11 protein-coding genes are annotated in these 17437 nt (G+C 44.9%); 5 read left to right on the top strand and 6 right to left on the bottom strand.

Annotated elements, in window-relative coordinates:
- The first annotated feature begins 46 nt into the window (after positions 1 to 46).
- Positions 47 to 4561 (top strand): UvrD-helicase domain-containing protein, encoded by a 4515-nt coding sequence (locus B4240_RS01220; protein ID WP_296236390.1) that lies wholly within the window; start codon positions 47 to 49, stop codon positions 4559 to 4561.
- Positions 4562 to 4599: 38 nt separating this feature from the next.
- Positions 4600 to 6849 carry an exodeoxyribonuclease V subunit alpha gene (gene recD, locus B4240_RS01215; RefSeq protein ID WP_296236388.1) on the top strand — a complete coding sequence of 750 codons (2250 nt, stop codon included), beginning with the start codon at positions 4600 to 4602 and terminating at the stop codon, positions 6847 to 6849.
- Positions 6850 to 7000: 151 nt separating this feature from the next.
- Here recD and B4240_RS01210 read toward each other — a convergent pair whose 3' ends face one another.
- The gene (locus B4240_RS01210; protein WP_296236386.1) at positions 7001 to 7564 is read right to left on the bottom strand and encodes a hypoxanthine-guanine phosphoribosyltransferase; all 564 of its coding nucleotides are present in this window, start codon (positions 7562 to 7564) and stop codon (positions 7001 to 7003) included.
- Positions 7565 to 7666: 102 nt separating this feature from the next.
- A complete protein-coding gene (locus B4240_RS01205; RefSeq protein WP_296236385.1) occupies positions 7667 to 8335 on the bottom strand; it encodes a hypothetical protein in 669 nt (222 codons plus the stop codon).
- Between the two features lie 363 nt (positions 8336 to 8698).
- Between B4240_RS01205 and B4240_RS01200 the strand changes: the two genes are divergently transcribed.
- From B4240_RS01200 to B4240_RS01190, 3 genes are all read left to right on the top strand, one after another.
- Complete coding sequence (locus B4240_RS01200; protein WP_296236383.1) at positions 8699 to 10378, top strand: carbon starvation CstA family protein; 1680 nt, start codon at positions 8699 to 8701, stop codon at positions 10376 to 10378.
- A 156-nt stretch (positions 10379 to 10534) separates the two neighbouring features.
- Positions 10535 to 10849 (top strand): cory-CC-star protein, encoded by a 315-nt coding sequence (locus B4240_RS01195; protein WP_349679078.1) that lies wholly within the window; start codon positions 10535 to 10537, stop codon positions 10847 to 10849.
- 59 nt (positions 10850 to 10908) lie between these two features.
- Positions 10909 to 11952 carry an ArsA family ATPase gene (locus B4240_RS01190; RefSeq protein WP_296236381.1) on the top strand — a complete coding sequence of 348 codons (1044 nt, stop codon included), beginning with the start codon at positions 10909 to 10911 and terminating at the stop codon, positions 11950 to 11952.
- Positions 11953 to 11966: 14 nt separating this feature from the next.
- Here the strand turns inward: B4240_RS01190 and B4240_RS01185 are convergent, their stop codons facing one another.
- The 4 genes from B4240_RS01185 to B4240_RS01170 form a co-directional block, all read right to left on the bottom strand.
- Positions 11967 to 13553: a DUF3482 domain-containing protein gene (locus tag B4240_RS01185; RefSeq protein ID WP_296236379.1), complete on the bottom strand. Its 1587-nt coding sequence runs from the start codon at positions 13551 to 13553 to the stop codon at positions 11967 to 11969.
- Positions 13554 to 13608: 55 nt separating this feature from the next.
- The gene (locus B4240_RS01180) at positions 13609 to 15030 is read right to left on the bottom strand and encodes a DUF2868 domain-containing protein (protein ID WP_296236378.1); all 1422 of its coding nucleotides are present in this window, start codon (positions 15028 to 15030) and stop codon (positions 13609 to 13611) included.
- Between the two features lie 118 nt (positions 15031 to 15148).
- Positions 15149 to 16663: a bifunctional 2-methylcitrate dehydratase/aconitate hydratase gene (locus B4240_RS01175; protein WP_296236377.1), complete on the bottom strand. Its 1515-nt coding sequence runs from the start codon at positions 16661 to 16663 to the stop codon at positions 15149 to 15151.
- A gap of 139 nt (positions 16664 to 16802) precedes the next feature.
- Positions 16803 to 17393 (bottom strand): GNAT family N-acetyltransferase, encoded by a 591-nt coding sequence (locus tag B4240_RS01170; protein ID WP_296236376.1) that lies wholly within the window; start codon positions 17391 to 17393, stop codon positions 16803 to 16805.
- Between the last annotated feature and the right edge of the window lie 44 nt (positions 17394 to 17437).

Here is a 17437-nt window from a genome sequence, read left to right as displayed (position 1 = left end):
AAATAATAATGATGTTAATGGTACGAATTTGAACAAGTGATTTTTTATGGATCAATACAACAACGCTATCAATACTGCTCATGGCTTAGATAATGTCGGCCATACCTATAGTGGTGATTATAATAATGATAATTATAGCCATACCAGACCCGACAATTTAACGAATGACGATTTAACGAATGACACAGCTGATAAGAGTGCGAATAAGCCAGTAGAACCGCCAGCGATTCGTATCAAATTAAACGGTAAGTATCTGATAGAAGCCTCAGCTGGTACGGGTAAAACGTGGACTCTGACCGGTATTGTTCTGCGCCTACTTATCGAAGCCAAACGGGCGCCTGAGCATATTATTGCCACCACTTTCACCCGCGCTGCTGCTGCTGAAATGCGCCAGCGTATCCATGACCGTTTGGTTGATTTTTATCAGTTATTACAATGGCTAAATAACGTCCAAGCAAACCCAAGCACGCATCCTACTCTTTACCCGCAGCTTTTTGTGGATAAAAATAATGCCAATGCTAATGCTGAAGCGTTAGACAATAGCTTGTCAAAAAACGAGCAGCCAGATAAAAAAGTCAGCGCAGAGCAACGACAGAAACGTGAAGAGTGGTTAGCGGAAAAAGCCAAACTGTCAGGTAATGCAAATTTGCTAGCGGATCCTATTAATAGCTATTTATTAATGTATCTTTTGGATCATACCGAAGATTATCCGTTGGCAGATGCCATGAGGCGCTGCGCTTTGGTGCTAACGACGCTAGATAAGCTATTTGTCGGTACTTTAGATAGTTTGTCACAAAAGTGGCTGTCTGAATATAGCGCCGAGACCGGATATCAGCAAGGTATCCAAATCAGCGACCAAGAACAGTTAGTCCTAGAGAGCATCATTCATGACACGGTACGCGCGCATCACAGCTATTTATACAATCAAAAGCCTGAAATTTATCAGTTGTTGCAGCACACCAAGCGTTTGACCGCGCCTGCCGACCACATTAGCGTCGCGCAAAAATCCATGCAGTTTATCTCAACGCCGATTGAAACGGTTGAGATGGGTGAAGAAATCGACTTTGCGGCTTATCAGCAAGCATTAGATGCCTTTAAAAATTGTGATTTAAAGGATGTTGAGCCGTATTTTGATATAGAGTTTGGTATTGAAAAAGGGCTAAAAAAAGGGGGTAGATTTGGGAAAACGATATACGCTATTGTTACTATTCAAAAATTGATTCATCAATATGATGGTGCTTTTTTCGCAAATTTAGATGCTGATTCTGAAAGTTTTTATGGCTTAGTGCCTGATCTTTTCATCAGTGAACAAGATGGCGGCACACTTTTTAAAAAGAAATTTGATGAACAGCGCCAAATACTCGCTAATGTTAGAGGTATTCAATTATTAGCAGCATTACGTCATTATACCGAGCAAATTGAGCAATATCTTGACGCCCTTATAGAAAACCTTAACCGTGATATCGCCCTAAAAGTGCGACAAAAGCTGCCTTCGATATTAGAAACGCGCCGCGAGACCACTTTTGCCTTGCAAATGGTGCGCTTAAACCAAGCTTTATCAGGCAGACAAGGCGAGCGCTTAGCACGTTATATTCGCCATCATTATCCGGTAGCCTTGATTGATGAGTCGCAAGATATCAATGGTGAGCAGGCGCGCATGATTGAGCGTATCTACTTGTCAAAAAATACGGATGGTGTGAACCAGAGCGGTGGTCGCGGCTTTCTTTTGCTGGTTGGCGATCCAAAACAAGCGATTTATGGTTTTCGCGGCGGTGACGTTGCCAATTATAACGCCATGAAAGCGAAGTTTACTAAAGATAGGATTATGACTCTTGATGTCAATCGGCGCTCTAATGAGCGTTTGATTACGGCGTTAAATCACTGGTTTGGTAGACCGACGCCTGTTATAGATTCACAAGATACTATTTCACAAGACTCTATTTCTGATACAGCCAGTCAATTGGCGCAGCTGGGTAAGAGCATCTACTATCAGCATATCACGGCCGCCAATACGGATTTGCGCCTTTCATGGCAAACGTCTGTAGAAGGTGAAATCAAGGAGCAAGCGGAAAATGTTGGCATTTTATCCAATAGCCCTGTAAGTGTGATTCATCTGCCCTATGACAAGCACGCCAAGCATAATGCTTTTGAGCTAACCGCGCTGCACATTGCGGCACTGTTGGCAAGCGAGCAAACGATAGAAGGACGGCCCATCAAGCCAAATGACATTGGTGTGCTTGGTCGCCGCAAGCATGAGCTAAAGCAAGTTGAGGATATGCTCGGCAAGCTTGGTGTCCCAACGCTAGAAACCGCTGAAAAAAATGTCTTTGATACGCCTATTGCTGCTGACTTGGCGGCTTTACTAGAAGCAATGCTACGTCCTCATCGCCGCGACATCATTAACCGCGTATTGACCAGTAATTTTTATCAGATGAGTCTGAACGATGTACAAGCATTGATGCTTGACGATGATAATGATGAAAGTGAGACCAATACAGACCAAACGAGCGGACAGTTTGATAAAGCGAGCACTAACAGCGAAATAGACGCGGAACAAGCCGAGTTAAAACAGCGCTATCAGGACTTTCAGTTGTATTTAAAGACTGCTGCCTCGCATTGGCAGCACAACGGTATTTTATCGGCATTGCATTATTTGTTTGGCCGCAATCCTATGGTGAGCGGAGAGGATAAACAAGGCAGCCTATTATCTGATAGACAAGCAAAAAGCCACAACGTCTGGGTTGGTCTTGCTGACTTAGAAGACGGCGCGCGCTACTTGATGGATTTGCGGCATCTGCTTGATATTTTGGCGCAGCATGGCATGCATATCGGTGAGCATGAGCTGCTGGCATGGTATAAGAAAAACATGAATAGCCGCCGCACGCCAGAGTGGGCCCAGCAGCAGCCTCTGCCGACCGAGTCAGGGGTGCAGCTTATGACCATTCATAAGTCTAAAGGGCTTGAATTCCCGATTGTCTATGTCGTTGGCATGGATGGCGCCAGTCCTAAAGCGGGCGGCCGTAGTGACCATAATTTGTTTTTATATGATTATGAATTAGAAGGGAACAAAACAGAACGCCGTCTGTCTGCCTGTAAGGGTAAGCGCTATAGTAAGTCTGCTAAAGGCGACAAACCAACAGACTATTATGCCCAGTTTGAAACCACAGAAAACTATGAAGAGCTGAGACGATTGGGCTACGTAGCCTTTACGCGTGCTAGTGAGCAGTTATACATGGTGCTTAAAGATGGCTATAACAAAACCGATGCTGAACGTAAGCCAAGCCTGCAATGGTTAAGCTGCGCGGATCATAAGTTTGCACTGCCGGATAGATTGCAGCCTTATATCGGCTGGCTAGAATGCGCAGTTATTGAGCCCATCGCTGAAAGCATGCTTAAGACCAAAAAAATGCCTCAACAGTCTGACAATGCGGATTCTTTTTCTGAGGCAGATTCAATAAAGCGTATCGATTACCAAAGCGCTTATGCTCAGATACAACTTAGCACGTTTAGGGGCTGGGCTAAGACCAGCTTTACCGCACTATCGCGGCAATTGAATGAGCAAAGCCAAGCGTTGGCTGTGTTTGATGATGGGGTAGAGGATGATTTAGATCTAACCGACAGTATAAATCTGGCTACTAACTCTGTAGATGACAGGGAGATTCAACAGGGCTTGCTCAATGGTGGTAGTAGCGATACTGGCAACCCCATCACCAGTGATAACATTCGGTTTCGCTTTGTAAAAGGGGCAAATGCTGGTACCTTTTTGCATGAGATCTTTGAAAAAATAGATTTTACTGATAATAGCAAATGGTCAGTGATTATTGACCAAAGCATTCGTCAGTATCAACTGCCGATTAGCTATGCCAGTGCTATGACGCAACAGCGATTGCAGCAAAAACAAGCAGCGCCAGAGACGGATGAAGGCACAAATCTAACAGAAACCAATCAACTAGGTGCTACCCATGATGAGCTGATGACTTGGGTAGCAGATGTATTGGCCGCCCCGTTATTGGCTTCTGGTCAGCCTTTAAAAGCCATACCGACTAGACAGCGTATTGCTGAGCTTAGCTTTAACATGGGGTTGTCAGAGGACTTTACCCCTGAGCATATCAACCGCGTCTTCAAACAATATTTACCTGATGAGCCTGAGAAGCATATTGAGCTTACGGCGCAGTTTACTAACCATATTTATCGTTATTTGCGCGGTGAGATCGACCTTGTCTATGAGTACGCTGGCAAGTATTACGTGGTCGATTATAAAAGTAACTATTTGGGAAATAGCCTAAGCAATTACAACCAAACAAACCTAAGCGCAGCCATGAATAAAGCAGGGTACTGGTTACAGGCTGCCATTTATCAGGTTGCTTTACATCGATTTTTGCGTCTGCGTTTAAAGGGTTACATCGGCAATGAAACACAGTATTTGGGCGCCGTAGAGTATGTATTCTTGCGCGGTATCGACTCACAAGGTACGCAGGATTATGGACGGATTCAGTGGCAAATACCATTTGAGCTAATTGATGCGTTGGATGAGATGTTTGGTAGCCCCAGTGTTTTTTAAATAAATAATCTAAGAATAATGATACAGACGGATAAACGATGAGTAATGTTAAAAGTATGAACGGCGTAGGCAAGCAGGAAAAAGCAACCAATACTCCTCAAAACCTCGTGAGCGAGGATGTGGGCAGCAGTTGGGCGACAACGATCAGTCAGTATTTATTGCAGCGCCGCGCGCAAACCCAAACAGCCTACCAAAATCAGTTGCTAAAGAGTGAGGCGACTGACACTAAAGACAATCAAAATTGGTTGTTTGAGACGCTATTTGAAGTACTGGTGCAGCGTTTAGAAGAGGGGCATACCGTATTGGTGCTTGATACTGCTACTCATGATATTCGTGTTGATTTTCTTGATGTGGAATTTCTCGACGATGATGCGAGATTATTTGCTTGGCAGCAGCAGTTATTGCAGCCTTTACTACAGCCACTTTTATCCGTATTTTTAAGCAGCGATATGACGAATTTAACGGCTGCTGAGTTGCTAGAAGACGAGTTGATTTGGGATACCGCGCTGCGTCAGTCTACATTAACCATATATGACAAGCGGTTATTAAGTCAGCGCCGAAACGCCTGCGCTAAGCTTTATCTCTCACTAAAAGACATTGCAAATAACGCTCTTTCAATAGAAAATAGCCTAAGTAAGTTTAAACAAATACTAAATAACCATTCACTCCTTACCAACAACACAAAAGAAGAGAGTAAAGAAAATGACACTGCAAAACCTATTATCTTCCAAGTAGATAAAAACTCAAACAACGATATAAGCAGAATTACCTTATGGCTACATCGTACTTGGCAAGCAGAGTACGCCTTAGCGCAGCATGTCGTACGTATCAAAAACCAAACCCTTATAGAATTACCAATAGCGCTTAACCCGCTACTTAATGCCGAACAACAGGATGCCATTCACATGGCAAACCGTTCTGCATTTAGCATCATCACGGGCGGGCCAGGAACGGGTAAGACCTTTACCGTGGCGCAGTTAGTCATGGCGTTGCAGCAAGAACAAGCTACGAGCCAGCAAAGCAGCGAATCAAAAGCCAACTTAGCACTGGCTGCTCCGACGGGGAAGGCCGCTCAGCGTATGCAAGAGTCGTTACAGGACGCCATACAGCAAGCCGGAGTTGCTTTACAGCTGCCAGAGGCGAAGACCATCCATCGCTTGCTTGGCATTGGGCAGGGCGGGCGACCGCGGTATCGTAAGGATAATCCGCTCAGCGAAGATATCGTTATCGTCGATGAAGCCTCTATGCTTGGGGTAGAGCTCGCCAATCATCTAGTGAGTGCGATAAAGCCTAACGCGCGGCTGATACTACTTGGAGACGCCAATCAGCTTGCCGCGGTCGATGCAGGGGCAGTATTGGCAGATTTGTGTCGCATACCAGCGCTACAAGACGTGCATCAGCGCTTAGTCGCCAGTCGCCGTTTTAAAGAAGACTCAGGCATTGGTCAGCTTGCTAAACTGATTAATCAAACAGATAAAGGCGAGAGCAGTACACAGAAAATGTCAGCCGTTTGGCAGCTGCTTGAAAAAGATGCGGCATTAGAGTTTTATCATCTAATGACTGGTGCTCATGAAGAAACCGACAGTGATATAACAACTAATAAGATAAAAAATAGCCTAAGTAGTTACCAACACCTTAAAGAACTATTTAATAACCACCTCAAGTACTTCAAGCAAACCCAAAAAACACTAAGCAAAACCAAAACAGCGAAATCCATGCCAACTAAAGAATGCCTTACTGACTTTGGCGAGCTTATGGATACACTCAATCACTTTCGAGTACTAACAGCGGGACATCATGGCCGCTGCGGTGACCATTACATTAACAACTATCTAAGCGAGCAGCATAAGAGCTTGTTAAAGCTACCTTTGTCCAAATCGCCTTGGTATCACGGACGACCAGTCATGGTGTTACAAAATAATTATGAGCTGGGTCTATTTAACGGCGATATCGGTATCTGCCTACAAACCGAAAAAGGGCGCTTACAGGTATTCTTTGAAAACAAAAAGCAGGGTATTAATATTAATATGCTCAGTGATGAGATGATTGCAACTGCTTATGCCATGACCATTCACAAATCCCAAGGGTCAGAATTTGACCATGTGGCGGTTAGCTTTGATGATAGTAATGCGCGCTTGCTAAGCCAAGAGTTGATTTATACCGCTGTGACACGAGCCAAAAAACGAGTCTCCATTTTTAGTACCAATTCGGCATTAACTCGCGCACTATCAACGCCAACGATGCGTCAAACGGGCTTGAGTTTACAGTTTGAAAAATTGGTAGAGTAGAGGGCATCGTAAGAAAAACGACGTTAAGGATAGCGGTGGATAAACCCGCTAATTGATTCATCTAAAAGATGTCGTTTATTTAGCGTTTAAAATTATAACCAAATAAAAAAGCATCCGTTTTGGATGCTTTTTTATATTGAACACTCTGTATTTAGATTTTGTCTTCTTTGATGGCATAGATACCCGGCAAATGACGTAAGTAACCATGAAAATCCATACCACAGCCATAGACGTAACGGTCTGCAACGTCAATTCCCACAAAATCAACGTTAAAGTCATTAATTTTGCGGTCGTGAACTTTATTGAGTAGCACGCAAGAGTTAATTGATGCAGGGTTTTCCCGACCCAGTTCTTCAACAATGGCTTTTAGCGTGATGCCTTCATCAAAAATATCATCAATCAGCAATACATGCTCGCCTTCAATGCTGACATCGGGCTTAAACTTCCAGTTCAGCTCACTGGTGCCCGCGTTATCGCGATAGCGTGACGCGTGGATATAGTGCATGCGATGGTAGAACGTCAAGTGGGTCAATAGTTGACCGGCTGGGATAAGTCCGCCGTTCATAACGACCATAACGATTGGGTTTAAACCGGCATAATGTAGGTTGAGCTGGGCGGCCAAGCGCTCATAAGCAGCAGCTACTTCGATACTGCTGATAAGGCACTCTGAATTGCGCAGGGTTTGTTCGATTTCTTGATTACTAATTTGGGTCATGAGTTGCGCCTTTGATAAAAGTGCCGCCTATTTTAGCAAATTTTAATAAATTTGCCCAACACTACCGCCTTAATAAAAACATATTAGTTGCTAATATAGCCACTATTCAGGCTTTTTTACGATAAAAGGACGATAATAATTGGCCAAACGGTTTAATGACGCATCTGGCAGGTCAGGCAGTAACTTATTCAAAGCCATGGTCATCCCTTTATCGATAGCAGCTTTGGCAACTGGCACAGATTTGCGTTTAATCATGCCGAGTTTTAAGGTTTCGGCATAGCGGCTAATAAAGTGCGTCAATGTCTCTTCGTTCATCGTTTCAAGCGCGGTTTTAAACGTTTTCATATCTACGTGCTCAGGGGAGATAGCCGCAAAACCCTTCTCAATGGTTTGAGCGTCTGCGTCGGACAATTTAAAACCGATACGCTTCTCGCCTTCATTATCAATAAAGGTCGCTTTGTCCCGCAAAAAATGAAAGCTTGGCAACACTTCCTCGTTATTTTCTTTACCAAGTAAGATATTCAGCAAGGTATCCGTCGCTTTTTCGACCGTGCCGACCACTTTACGCATAGAGGCTTGGCGTTCCGGATTTGGAATAATCTCAACCAATCCCACCAATAAATTATCGATAAGATCACGCGCCGTTTGATGGGTAAGGGCATCGCGATAAAGGTAATAATCTACTTTTTCATCGGATGCAACCACTTGCTCGGCTTCCATAATTAGCGCTTTTAACTTGTCTGAAGGGATGAACCCAAAATAATAGGTCATTATAACTCCTGTATTTATTGTTTTTAGTGTTTCACCAACGTTACAATTACTGTTAAATAAGTTACTATTCAAGACATAGAACGCTAAGCACAGAATAAGTAAAGACTCACCATACTTTATGACTGCTTAGCCGCCTGTCTTCACTGTAAAATGTAATGCTTTGTTAACCAATAATGATTTGAAGGGGTGCTGTTATTTCCTTAATAGCTGTTTTTTTTAATAACTATTATTCTTGATAACTGTTCTCTTAATAAGCAGTGAGCCGAGTCTCTCACTGCTCACTAATCTAGCATATTTTTTGGATTTTAATTTAAAAAGCTTGAACTTATAAGGCTATCTACTACTTGTCTAGGGAGAGATAAGATGAATAGTGCTATTGTACTGTTAATTGGTGTCGCCGCGATGCTCTGCGGTTATCTGTTTTACTCAAAATTTATCGCCACTAAGATTTTGGCATTGGACAACAGTCGTCCCACGCCAGCCCATACGATGAAAGATGGGGTCGATTATATCCCCACCAATAAATATGTATTGTGGGGGCATCATTTTACCTCAGTAGCAGGGGCAGCGCCGATTATTGGTCCTGCGATTGCGGTTATTTGGGGCTGGGTGCCGGCCATTATCTGGGTGGTTTTAGGCACCATTTTTATGGCAGGCGTACATGATATGTCAGCCATTTGGGCCAGTATGCGCAATAAGGGTCAATCTATTGGCTCGATTGCTGGTACCGTCATGGGCACACGCGTGCGTAGCTTAATGATGGTCATCATTTTCTTACTGCTATTGATGGTAAACGCGGTATTCGGCGTTGCTATCGCCAATATGATGATAAAAACGCCGTCTTCTGTGCTACCTGTCTGGGGCGCATTGGTCGTGGCCTTTATCATTGGTCAGTGTATTTACCGCTATAAGATGAATCTGGTTTGGGTCTCCATCATCGGCGTCGTCGCCCTATATGGACTTATCTATCTGGGTCCCATGTTCCCAGTCGTGTTACCAGAAACTTTTATGGGGCTACCTGATAACGCTTTATGGATCATTATCTTATTTACCTATGCCGCGATTGCGTCTTTGTTACCGGTATGGATGCTATTGCAGCCGCGCGATTATATTAATGGGCTACAGTTATTTGTTGGTTTGATTTTATTGTATGCCGCCGTATTTATTGCGACGCCAAACATTGTCGCGCCAGCGATTAATCATGATTTGCCCGTCGGTACGCCGTCATTAATGCCATTATTGTTCGTTACGATTGCTTGCGGTGCTATCTCAGGATTCCACGGTTTAGTGGCCACCGGAACGACTTCTAAACAGATTGATAAAGAAGGCGACGTACGTTTTGTCGGTTACTTTGGGGCCATGGGCGAAGGCATGCTCGCGCTGGGTGCCATTCTTGCTGCCACCGCAGGTTTTGCGACGCTCGGCGATTGGCAGGCGGTGTATCAAAAATTTGGTGACGGCTCTATCGGTGCCTTTATCGATGGCGGTGCAACCATATTAAATGCAGGCGTTGGTATCGATATGGTGCTATCACAAACGATGCTCACTGTCATGGCGGCTTTATTCGCCGGCACCACGATGGATACTGGCGTACGTTTGCAGCGTTATATCTTCCAAGAGTTTGGGGAGTTTTATAATATTCCAGTGCTAAGCAAGAGTGTCGTAGCTACTTTACTTGCCGTTGGAAGCTGTCTGCTATTGGCGTTTGGTGCAGGCGGCATTGACGGTGCAGGCGGCATGATTATCTGGCCATTATTTGGTACCACCAACCAGCTCATGGCAGCTTTAACCCTGATGATTGTCACAGTTATTTTATTACGTAAAGGCAGAGCAGTTTGGTACACCTTAGCACCTTTGTCGTTCTTACTTGTTATGACCGTTTTTGCGTTATTGATTCAGCTAAAAACCTTTTATACTGAGGGTAATTGGCTGCTCATCATTATGGATATCATCATTTTAATCGCAACGATTTTAGTGACGTTTGAGAGTCTGTCCGTACTGCGTAAAGAGTGGACGTCATATAAAGACAAAAGGGATACTTAATTAAGGTTAAAATCTATAACTCATATCTGTATAAAAAAAACGCTAGCAGCAATTGCTGGCGTTTTTTGTGTGAGGCAGGCATCATAGAGATAGGCATGATATATGATAAAGAATGAGAAAAAAACGGAAAAGACGAGCAAACTGTTTGAGCAAATTATGAACAATAAAATCAAAAAAAACGAGCCGCTAGAAGCTGCAAAAAATGTAGAAAACACATTGCCATGGTGGCAGCGTTTTGTGACGGGACTCAATGAGTTTTATCATGCACCGTATCGCCAAACGATGGCACGGGCGGCACGTGATGAAGAAGATTTTTTTATGCTGCTGATGTTTGCAGAAAGCCTAGGGATTGATAATCCTGCCAGCTTTTATACCTTAGAGTTGCAGCCGTTATTTTTAGAAAATTTCCATGAGTGGCATACGCGCATGGGTATGGATAAATGCCCCTTTGACCACGTTGGTTGCTGTTAGTGGCCGGGTAGTGACTGGGTAAAGATAAAAGTTATACGAATTAAAATTGAGACACGAATATGGCATTACACGCTCTACACGGTTTGGTAGATCAATTAGCAACGCAGCCTATTATCTTTATTGGCGGCAAGGGCGGGGTGGGCAAGACCACAACGGCTGCGGCACTGGCCAGTTATTATGCTAGCCAGCAAAAAAAGACCTTGATTGTCTCAACCGATCCGGCGCATAGCTTAGGTGATGTACTAAATGTAAGGCTTAATAACGAAAAAACTGCCGTCACCCCTTATTTTGATGCTATCGAGCTCAACCCCGATGTCATCGTCGATGCGCATTTTGCTCAAATTGAATCTACCATTAAATCTTACGCCAATCCAGATATGATGCCCAAAATCCGTGAGCACCTGCGGTTATCAAAATCGGCACCTGGCGCCCAAGAAGCGGCAATGCTCGAATCTATGTGTCAGCATTTAATCACGGCAGCAGATGCCAATTACCAACATATTATTTTTGATACGGCGCCCACTGGCCATACGTTGCGCTTACTCGTATTGCCTGAGATGATGGGTGCGTGGACAGATGGGCTATTGGCACAGCAACGGCGGCAGGCAAAATTGCGCTCAGTAGCGAACCATTTAGACAGTCACAATCAAAAGAGCAATCAAAAAGACATCGATAAAAAAATAGATAAAAAAGATGTGCCAAATCCGTTTGCCGCAAAAAAACCTGACCGCTGGGAGCAAGCGGTAGCAGTCCTAGAAAAACGTAAAGCACTCTTTCGGCAAGCAGGAATATTACTTCATGACCGTACAAAGACAGCGATTGTCCTGGTCATGACTGCCGATGTACTACCATTGGCAGAAACCAAACGCGCTATCGAACAGTTAGAAGAGAGTAAACTTAACCCATCTGCGATAGTTATCAATCAGCTGATAGCGCCTGCGCAGTCAGATGAGTTTTGGCGGCTGCGTGCTGAGCGGCAACAGCAACTGCTGCAGGATATTGACAACAGTTTTTCCAATTACCCACTATATCCGATTTATCTACAGCAAACAGACGTACGCGGTACTGAGGCACTAGGTGCATTATTACGCCCATTATCGTAAAGCATATAACGATATCAAGTCTCAGGTTTATATGACTGGAGTTTACTTGCCAGCGACCACGCCATATCAGCACGTAGTGACTGAGCTTGTTCGGACTTACCACTACTAAGCGAGGACCATTGCGGTTTGCCGCGCGCTTTTTTAAGCTCACTGGGTAATTTATGCGGCGGCCATGGCGTCATGATATTGTCTTTATTATCGTTACTTAAATTGTCGTTATTTGACATGTCAGCATCATTTTTTGCGCCGCTATATATCAGTTGGGTGGCATCGGTTGCGGCATGACCGCGATGACGCAAGGCGGTGAGTAAATCTATCGCGCGCGTGGCAAGCAAGGTTAGGGTGGCAGGGTCGATATATAAGCGTTTTACCCCCGTGATTCTATCAGCAATACTACTGGTATTCGATAGTAGCCCGCCTGCGATACCACCTATGGCCGCGCCCAAGCCTAACGTTGTGCCGAGTGCCGCCGCATCAATGCCCAAACCCAATAACGCGCCAGCTGCTGCACCCGATGTGGTGCGAATGCCGTAGCTCTTAAGCAGCTCAGGGTCAAATGGGTCTTGCTGATAGGCTTTTAATTCAAGCGGCGTTGCTGCCACGGCATTATCATAAAATTTATATAAGTTGAGCAGGCTGTGCTGCATCGTCCGCTCACTTTGCCTAACCGCTTCTTGCATTTGCTCAAGCACGGGCATTGGGTCGTCGTCTTCGCTGATTTCACGTACAAAAGAAGCAACATTTAATAAAAAATCTGCAATGATGATATTGGCTTCATCATAGAGCTGGGCCCATTCTTCTGTACGGCGTGCCATTAATTGCTCAAGCATCTCCGAATGGGTGAGCATGGTGGCGAGATTTTGCCATAAGCGCATCTCATCCTTAAACTCAAAAGCCACGGAATCAAAACGCGTTGAGATGTGCAAATTGCGTCTTGCCAACATCGTCTGCCATTCATCGATATTGGCATCCTGACTGTCGGTAAAGTTAAATACCGGCATCACAGGTATCGCCGCCCAAGATAAAATGGCCAGCTCGTCTTTATATTTACCGAGGACAGGCTCACGCGCATCGACGACATAAATGGCCATATCACTTGCCAGCAGCTGACGGATAACCTTGGCTTCTTGGCTGTAGTCCTCATTGCTACCATTGCCAGTTAGCGCATCACTGCCTTGGGCAATGTCGGCTGCCAAAAACTGCTGCAAACGCTCAATACCATCACGGCGACTGGCAGTATTGTCTTCGAGCCAATCCATCAGTCCTGAAACATCTTCTAACCCCGGCGTATCATAAAGCACCACCAGCACTTCGCCCGTTTGACTATCTGTTAATTGTGCGCGCTCGACATGGCGCGTGGTGGCGGCTTCGTTTTTCACTTCCCCAAAATACACATCACGTAATAGCGTACGTAGTAGCGAGGTCTTACCGGTATTGGTATGACCAACGACTGCTAATTTTAAGGCTTCGCCACTGGCAATGGTTTTTTTAGCGGTACTATTAGCGGTATTAATAGGCGCAGCAAATTTACTTAACGAGATCTCGTCATTATCAGTATTATTTTGTTGATTATTATTGTCGCTGTTATGGTCACTATTCATAATAGAATCTTATTATTAATATTATTGAGTATCGGTATTAAAAGACGTCACCAAGCTAAACCAAGCCGATTTTTCGAGCGGCAAGGGCGGTTTGCCATTGCTGATAACGAAGCTTTTGGTTTTCTAAAAGCTGCTTCGATGCTTGCGTTGTGAGGTCTGGACTATTTGAAGTATTTAAACCATCATCTAAGCTAACGGTATCAGGCTGATTATCGGTGAGATTCGTATTACTTAGCAATTGTACAATCAGTCCATCTTTTGCATGACTTGCGATTTGGTCAAGTTTGCGCAAGGTGCCGCGATCAGGTAGCGCGCTGCTATGAATACCAATCAAAACCTGTACCGGATGCTTATCTAGGTAAGCCTTTAAGCAAGCCATATCATCGCGGTCATCCAAGATACCGAAATCTTCCACTTCATGTTGACCCTCATCAAGGCCCGCTTGCCACCAATTTTGTTGCTTTGATGGATACTCAAGTAACGCAACCAACTTCTTGCCAGCGCTGACCGTCGCTTTTGGGGCGATAGGCGCGGGCGCTTCTTTAAAATCATCGGCATCCGTCACTTGCCGTTGCCAAAAATTTAAAATCTTTTGATAATAGGGCTGTTTAATATCCAAACGCATTTTTTTACGGCGAAACATCAATGCACAAAATGCCCATGCAAGCGCCCTTGGTACGATACCGTACATCAGCAAGCTGCCGACCAGTAAACCTGCCCACTGCCGCGCCATCGACAACGGCATGGCATCGGTCACCAAACGACTTTGTACGATAGCGCTACTGTCCGGCACCGTAAATCCAACCTTGCTTGGCAGCCAACCAAGGATTTGGGTGAGGGTAATCAGCGCCTGATCAGACAATAATGTCGACTCCCAGCTAAAGCTATACTGACGCACAATCAATAAAAAAACAATCGCCAGTAGCATGCCGGTCAAGGTAGCAAGCCACAATTGGTGACTAAAGCGCCCCAAATACCAGCGCATGCCGCTGTGTTGTAGCTGGCGCTCGTACAAATCAACTGCCGCCTTGGTCACATCATCCTTTCCGCGTATCAGATAGCTTGGACTGACAAAACTGGCAAACCAATTTGACGACTGTTTGCCTTGGTTAAATAAAGTCATGACGAGCCAGCCCACTAGCATCACGGTATGAAACCCAAGCAGGCAGACCAGCACATAGAAGAAATTAACCACCTTGGTCTGAAGGAGGGTAAATAACCCCAAAAATCCTGAAATGCACCATGCCACGCTCATAACCAGCATGATGGCTTTGATGCGCCCATCAATTTTGCCCAAAACCCGTGCCAACGCGCCATTACTATCGATACGCGAGGCGCGGCGGTGCAACTTTTGGATGGGTTTTCCCTCCTCACCTTGCAGCTTTTCTGTGATGAGCAGCGGATCGGTGGCAAAGACGTGTTGCTGCGTCTCAAGCGTGCGTACCAGCTCGGTCAATTGGTCTTGGGGTGATAGCATAATGCGGTGATATCCATATAAAAGCTTAATATGAGCGCTGCCCAATTAGGTTATAAGGTTTTAAAAGCAAGTTATAAAGTCGCAATGTTACAGGTTGCCATGTTGCATGGTTAAACTACTAATTGGCGACAAATAAATCCATAAATGCATTAACTGGCGTTTGCTCTAAACGCTCTTGATCATCACAAAGAGCATAAATTTCTGCACAGCGACTGTCAATAAATCGCGTTGCCAAACTCGCTCGAAACTTTGCTTTGAGTACTGGGATGCCTTCTGCGCGGCGGCGTTTATGCCCAATAGGATATTCGATAGCAACTTTATCGGTACTACTGCCATCTTTAAAAAATACTTGAATGGCGTTGGCAATCGAGCGTTTGCTTGGGTCATGGTAGTCTTTTGAATAATTGGGATCTTCGACGACGACCATCTTACGCCGTAGACCATCAATCAAAATATGATGCTGCGCGTGGTAATCGTCTTCATAATTCTCTGCCATCAGATCGCCCGTTAATAAAGGTACGGCAACCATATATTGCAAACAATGATCGCGATCAGCAGGATTGGCAAGCGCGCCTTCTTTGGAGATGATTCGAATGGCTGAATCATGCGTGGTCAGGACAATTTTTTCAATCTCATCGACTCTATCGTCGACGCGTGGATGCAAGATAACCGCCGCTTCGCACGCAGTCTGAGCATGAAACTCGGCAGGGAAGCTGATTTTAAATAAAATATTTTCCATCACGTAACTGCCAAAATCGCGCTGGAAGGTAAAACGGCGCTCATTTTCAGGTTTGAGTGCGAGGTCTTTATTAGTATGGCTAAATAAGACATCATAAAACCCCCATTGCGGTGCGGTCAAAGCGCCCGGGATACCCATCTCGCCGCGGCGGGTGATATCGACCAAGCGTACCGCGCGACTGGTCGCATCGCCTGCCGCCCAAGATTTGCGGCTACCAGCATTTGGCGCATGGCGATAGGTACGCAGCGCCTGACCATCGACAATCGCTTGCGAGATCGCCGCCATAATGCGCTCGCGTGGTAATTTATAGAGTTTAGCAACCACCGCCGTTGAGGCCAGTTTTACTAAAAACACATGATCGAGCCCGACGCGGTTGAAGGAGTTGTCTAAAGCAAGCACGCCTTGAATTTCGTGCGCCATAATCATTGCTTCTAATACGTCGCGCATGGTGAGCGGTGCTTTATTTTGGCTAATATTTTGCTGACTGATATAGTCCGCCACTGCCAAAATCCCACCCAAGTTGTCCGAAGGATGCCCCCATTCAGCAGCAAGCCACGTGTCGTTATAATCAAGCCAGCGCACCATACAGCCAATATCAAAGGCAGCTTTGATGGGGTCTAACCTGTGCGGTGTACCGGGCACGCGTGCGCCATGAGGGGTGATTTGATCGGCGCAATCGGGTCCCAGGTGCTTGGTGCATTCAGGAAAGCGCAGTGCCAGTAATCCGCAGCCTAAGGTGTCCATCAGGCAGTAACGGGCGGTATTCCAAGCATCCGCGCTATTAGGCGAGTCATTATCGATAGAGTAATTAAGCACGTAATCGGCGATTTTTTGAATTTCATCGTCATACTCGGGACGAACATTGCTCTCTACCGTGGCATTTTGAATGGACATAGTCGTTACCTCTTCCTTGAAACCAATATTTGAGCGATTAATAAGCTAAATGTTTTATCAATCAGTGATGCATCAAAAATAGCATACTCAATATCGAACAACAGTGAAGTCGTGTAAGACTGTTTTATTGTTTAATGATTTACACCATGAGATAAACCAAACCCACAATAAATAAAACGGCCAGTATCAAGAGTAAAAAACTGAGGATATTGCTGACCATTCCCGAACTTTCTTTTTTTATCTTTACTTTTTTAATGACAGGTAAAACCATGGTGACATGCTCAATACCATCTTCAAGATAGCGCTCACCTTCAGGAATAAACCCCAGTGATTCGTAAAAGTTTAGCAAGTAAGACTGGGCGGAGATAATAATGGTTTTTTTGCCATATTTTTTACGGCAGTATTTGATGGCCTCAAGCATCATTTGACGGGCAACGCCATTGCCGCGGTGCTCTGCGAGCACAAGCACTCTGCCAATTGCCGGTATCGGACCCGACGGATTGACCGAGGATTTTTTGTGATTAAATTGCGGCGGGATGATGCGGCAATAGCCAACCAAAGCTTCGTTTTGATGGGCGACTAAATGCAAGCAATCAAAATCCACCTCGTCCATGTCTTGATACGGGCAGTTTTGCTCGACCACAAATACTTGCGAGCGGGCTTTTAAAATATGATAAAGATCAACGGTGGTCAGCTCATCAAAGGTTTTTATAGAAAATTCACAGGTCATAGTCAAATAGCTTCTAACGATTTAAAGGGCTTTTATAATGGATC

Source organism: Psychrobacter sp. UBA5136 (assembly GCF_002414005.1).
Lineage (GTDB): Bacteria > Pseudomonadota > Gammaproteobacteria > Pseudomonadales > Moraxellaceae > Psychrobacter.
Note: the sequence above shows the minus strand (reverse complement) of the source record. Positions and strands in the feature narration are given on the sequence as shown.